Annotated in this window: 1 protein-coding gene; it reads left to right on the forward strand. The window is 54.6% G+C overall.

The genetic code is table 11. The features are described 5' to 3' along the window. A partial coding sequence (locus tag KJK34_RS14930) for an FIDD domain-containing protein (protein WP_498366265.1) occupies positions 1-1,598 on the forward strand: 1,598 nt, incomplete at both ends.

Here is a 1,598-nt window from a genome sequence, read left to right on the forward strand (position 1 = left end):
AGCCCGGCCTTCTTTACCGTAAGCTACTACGAAACCCTTGGCGCCGCCCAGCTCGGCACCACCCCGATAACTGCGCCCGGCAGCTACAGCAGCCAGACCCGCACCATCTTTGTAAGGGTAACCAATAACGCCACCGGCTGTTACGACATCGTAGAGCTGGAACTGATCGTAAACCCGCTGCCGGAAGTAAACGACCCTACGCCATACACCCTGTGTGACGAGAACAACCCGGGCGATGAAACAGAACTATTCGACCTTACTACCAAGTACACAGAGATAGTAGACGACCTTAACGGCATCAACATCACCTTCCACCAGAGCTTCGAAGACGCCCAGAGCGGCACCAACCCTGAGCTGAACCCGCAAGCCTACCAGAACAACGCAACAGTAGAAACACTGTTTGTAAGGGTAACCATAGAAGCAACCGACTGCTACAGGATCGTACTGCTCGACGTAAGAGTAGAACCGCTACCGGTAGTATACCCTGAACTGATAGATGAGGAACTGACCACCGTATGCGATGAAGACGGCGACGGCATCGGCGTGTTCAACCTGGATGCCATGGTAGCCGACCTGATCAACAATGGACAGGGCGTGGACATCAGCTTCCACTGGACCGCACAGGACGCACAGGACGGCGTGAACGCCATCCCGAACACCGGCAGCTTCCAGAACATCACCCCGTTTGCACAAACCATCTATGTAAGGGTAGAAAATGCCGTAAGCGGCTGCATCAGCTCCGTGGACTACGCCATCAACCTGACCGTAGTGCCATCGCCGCAGGTGCCGGACCTTCAGGACATCACCCAGTGTGACGATTTAGACAACAACGGGCAGGACAACCGCGCCTTCTTTGACCTTACCCAGCAGAACGACGACATCTATGCCGCACCCGGTATAGAAGACAACTATATCATCCATTACTTTACCAGCGAGCAGTTTGCCCGTAACGGTGCCCCGCGCATCACCAATGATGCCAACTACTACGGCACCCACGAGCAAACCATCTGGGTACGCGTGGAAGACCCTGAAACGGGCTGCTTTGGCATCACCAGCTTCCAGCTGTTCCTGAACCAGCCACTGCTGCTTACCACCCCGAGCATGCTGACCATCTGTGATGACAGCATCCCGAACGACGGCTTTGCCACCTTTAACCTGAGGAGCAAGGACGAAGAAATCTTAGGGCCGTTTGGCGTAGGGCAGGGTTATACCGTTGAATACTTTGTAGAAGAAATAGACAGGGATAACAACAACCCGATACCAAACCCTGAAGCATACGACAACATCGACAATGCACAAACCGTGTATGTAACCGTAACCAGTGAGGAAGGCTGTAAAAGCTACACCACCCTTACCATAAAAGTACTGCCGTTGCCAACCCCAGACACCACCCCGGATGCCCTGGTACTGTGCGATGACAACAACTCCCCTGACGGCGTTGAAGTCTTCGACCTGACCGATGCCGAGGCCGACATCAGGAACAACGACAATACCACCGTAATCAGCTACCACCAGACCGAAGCCGACGCAGAAGCCGATACCAACCCGATAGCCACCCCTGAAGCCTACCAGAGCGCCAGCGGCAGCGTATGGGTAAG

It is taken from the genome of Flavobacterium coralii (assembly GCF_019891545.1).
Classification (GTDB): Bacteria; Bacteroidota; Bacteroidia; order Flavobacteriales; family Flavobacteriaceae; genus Flavobacterium; species Flavobacterium coralii.